The organism is Cupriavidus sp. WS (assembly GCF_000395345.1).
GTDB lineage: Bacteria > Pseudomonadota > Gammaproteobacteria > Burkholderiales > Burkholderiaceae > Cupriavidus > Cupriavidus basilensis_B.
The window spans coordinates 1-3,462 of sequence record NZ_AQPL01000640.1 but is presented as its reverse complement, the minus strand read 5'-3'; the positions used below and the strand labels follow the sequence as shown (position 1 = coordinate 3,462).

Annotated in this window: 2 pseudogenes; one reads left to right on the top strand and one right to left on the bottom strand. The window is 66.2% G+C overall.

Annotated features, from left to right (window positions below):
• Positions 1–18: 18 nt before the first annotated feature.
• Positions 19–1,635, top strand: a pseudogene (locus K206_RS40465) (efflux RND transporter permease subunit); the annotation flags it as partial.
• Positions 1,636–1,779: 144 nt separating this feature from the next.
• Here K206_RS40465 and K206_RS42375 read toward each other — a convergent pair.
• Positions 1,780–3,462, bottom strand: a pseudogene (locus K206_RS42375) (efflux RND transporter permease subunit); the annotation flags it as partial.

The window sequence follows — 3,462 nt, the reverse complement described above, 5'->3', positions numbered from 1 at the left end:
TTCTACAAGCAGTTCGCGCTGACGATATCCGGCGCCACCATCATTTCGCTGATTCTCTCGCTCACGCTGTCGCCCGCCCTCGCGGCGCAGCTTCTGCGCGCGCACGACGCGAAGGACGCCGGGCACCCGGTCCTGCGCGCGGCGCACCGGGCGGGCGACGCGTTCAATCGGCGCTTCGATGCGTTCAGCGCCGCCTACGGGAGACTGACGGCGTGGCTGGTAGCCCGGCCCAGGAGGGTGATGCTGTCGTATTGCGGCCTTATTCTGGCGACGGTCGCGCTGTTCTGGGTGACGCCGACAGGCTTCATTCCCGCGCAGGACCAGAGCTATCTGATTACCGTGGTGCAATTGCCGCCGGGCGCGTCTCTTGCACGGACCGACGCCGTGCTTCAGGACGTTTCCAGGCGCCTGCTCGCGATCGAGGGCGTCAGAGGCACGATCATGCTTCCCGGTTATGACGCCGCATCCAATACCAATTCGCCCAACTCGGCCACCGCATTCATCCCCCTCAAGCCGTTCGAGGAGCGCGACCGTTCCGCGAACTCCATTCTGGACGAGGCGCGCAAGGCCACCGCGGATATCGACGGCGCGCGCGTCATGGTCATCCCCCCTCCCCTGATCGATGGCATCGGTTCCGCGGGCGGCTACAGGATGATGGTGCAGGACCGCAGCGGCCACGGGTACCAGGAACTGGGCGGCGAGGCGGGAAAGCTGATTGCCAAGGCCAACGCGGCACCGGGCCTGTCCCAGGTGTACACGTTCTTCAATACGCTGACGCCGCGGATCTTCGCGGACATCGACCGCCGCAAGGCCGAGATACTTGGTGTCCCGGCAGAGCGCGTCTTCGAGGCGCTCCAGGTCTATCTCGGGTCGGCCTACGTCAATGACTTCAACCTGCTGGGCAGGACCTTCCGGGTGACCGCGCAGGCTGACCAGTCTCATCGCGGCAACACGGCCGACATTGCCAACCTGAAGACGCGCTCGTCGAGCGGGGCGATGGTGCCGGTAGGGTCGGTTGCCACCTTCCATGACGAAACGGGGCCGTATCGCGTGGTTCGGTACAACCTCTTTCCGGCGGTCGAAGTGGACGGCGACACCGCGCCCGGTTCCTCCACGGGGCACTCGCTGGCGACCATGGAACGGCTTGCCGCCGACACGCTTCCGGCCGGCTATGGCAGTGAATGGACGGGTATTGCGTATCAGCAGAAGATCGCCGGCAACACCGCCGTGCTGGTGTTCGCGCTGGCCGTGGTACTGGTGTTCCTCGTCCTGGCTGCCCAGTACGAGAGCGTCACGCTCCCGCTGGCGATCATCCTCATCGTGCCGATGTGCCTGCTCGCGGCGATGATCGGCATCAATCTCCGGGGCATGGACAACAACGTCCTGACCCAGATCGGACTTGTGGTGCTGATTGCGCTTGCCGCCAAGAATGCGATCCTGGTGGTGGAGTTCGCCAAGCAGGCGGAGGAGCAGGACGGCCTGACGCCCGTCGCGGCGGCGGTGCGCGCCGCGCAGACCCGTTTGCGGCCAATCCTGATGACGAGCTTTGCCTTCATTCTGGGGGCGGTGCCCTTGCTGATCGCCAAGGGCGCGGGCGCCGAGCTCCGGCAGGCGCTCGGGACCGCCGTGTTCTTCGGCATGCTGGGGGTGACGGGCTTTGGGCTGCTCTACACGCCTACCTTTTACGTGGTCTGCCGCGCCCTTGGCGCGCGGCTGTCGCGGCGCCGCCGGCCGGCGGCGCCGCGACAGCCGCGCGCCAAGGGCGCGGCAGACCACGTAAAAGGTAGGCGTGTAGAGCAGCCCAAAGCCCGTCACCCCCAGCATGCCGAAGAACACGGCGGTCCCGAGCGCCTGCCGGAGCTCGGCGCCCGCGCCCTTGGCGATCAGCAAGGGCACCGCCCCCAGAATGAAGGCAAAGCTCGTCATCAGGATTGGCCGCAAACGGGTCTGCGCGGCGCGCACCGCCGCCGCGACGGGCGTCAGGCCGTCCTGCTCCTCCGCCTGCTTGGCGAACTCCACCACCAGGATCGCATTCTTGGCGGCAAGCGCAATCAGCACCACAAGTCCGATCTGGGTCAGGACGTTGTTGTCCATGCCCCGGAGATTGATGCCGATCATCGCCGCGAGCAGGCACATCGGCACGATGAGGATGATCGCCAGCGGGAGCGTGACGCTCTCGTACTGGGCAGCCAGGACGAGGAACACCAGTACCACGGCCAGCGCGAACACCAGCACGGCGGTGTTGCCGGCGATCTTCTGCTGATACGCAATACCCGTCCATTCACTGCCATAGCCGGCCGGAAGCGTGTCGGCGGCAAGCCGTTCCATGGTCGCCAGCGAGTGCCCCGTGGAGGAACCGGGCGCGGTGTCGCCGTCCACTTCGACCGCCGGAAAGAGGTTGTACCGAACCACGCGATACGGCCCCGTTTCGTCATGGAAGGTGGCAACCGACCCTACCGGCACCATCGCCCCGCTCGACGAGCGCGTCTTCAGGTTGGCAATGTCGGCCGTGTTGCCGCGATGAGACTGGTCAGCCTGCGCGGTCACCCGGAAGGTCCTGCCCAGCAGGTTGAAGTCATTGACGTAGGCCGACCCGAGATAGACCTGGAGCGCCTCGAAGACGCGCTCTGCCGGGACACCAAGTATCTCGGCCTTGCGGCGGTCGATGTCCGCGAAGATCCGCGGCGTCAGCGTATTGAAGAACGTGTACACCTGGGACAGGCCCGGTGCCGCGTTGGCCTTGGCAATCAGCTTTCCCGCCTCGCCGCCCAGTTCCTGGTACCCGTGGCCGCTGCGGTCCTGCACCATCATCCTGTAGCCGCCCGCGGAACCGATGCCATCGATCAGGGGAGGGGGGATGACCATGACGCGCGCGCCGTCGATATCCGCGGTGGCCTTGCGCGCCTCGTCCAGAATGGAGTTCGCGGAACGGTCGCGCTCCTCGAACGGCTTGAGGGGGATGAATGCGGTGGCCGAGTTGGGCGAATTGGTATTGGATGCGGCGTCATAACCGGGAAGCATGATCGTGCCTCTGACGCCCTCGATCGCGAGCAGGCGCCTGGAAACGTCCTGAAGCACGGCGTCGGTCCGTGCAAGAGACGCGCCCGGCGGCAATTGCACCACGGTAATCAGATAGCTCTGGTCCTGCGCGGGAATGAAGCCTGTCGGCGTCACCCAGAACAGCGCGACCGTCGCCAGAATAAGGCCGCAATACGACAGCATCACCCTCCTGGGCCGGGCTACCAGCCACGCCGTCAGTCTCCCGTAGGCGGCGCTGAACGCATCGAAGCGCCGATTGAACGCGTCGCCCGCCCGGTGCGCCGCGCGCAGGACCGGGTGCCCGGCGTCCTTCGCGTCGTGCGCGCGCAGAAGCTGCGCCGCGAGGGCGGGCGACAGCGTGAGCGAGAGAATCAGCGAAATGATGGTGGCGCCGGATATCGTCAGCGCGAACTGCTTGTAGAA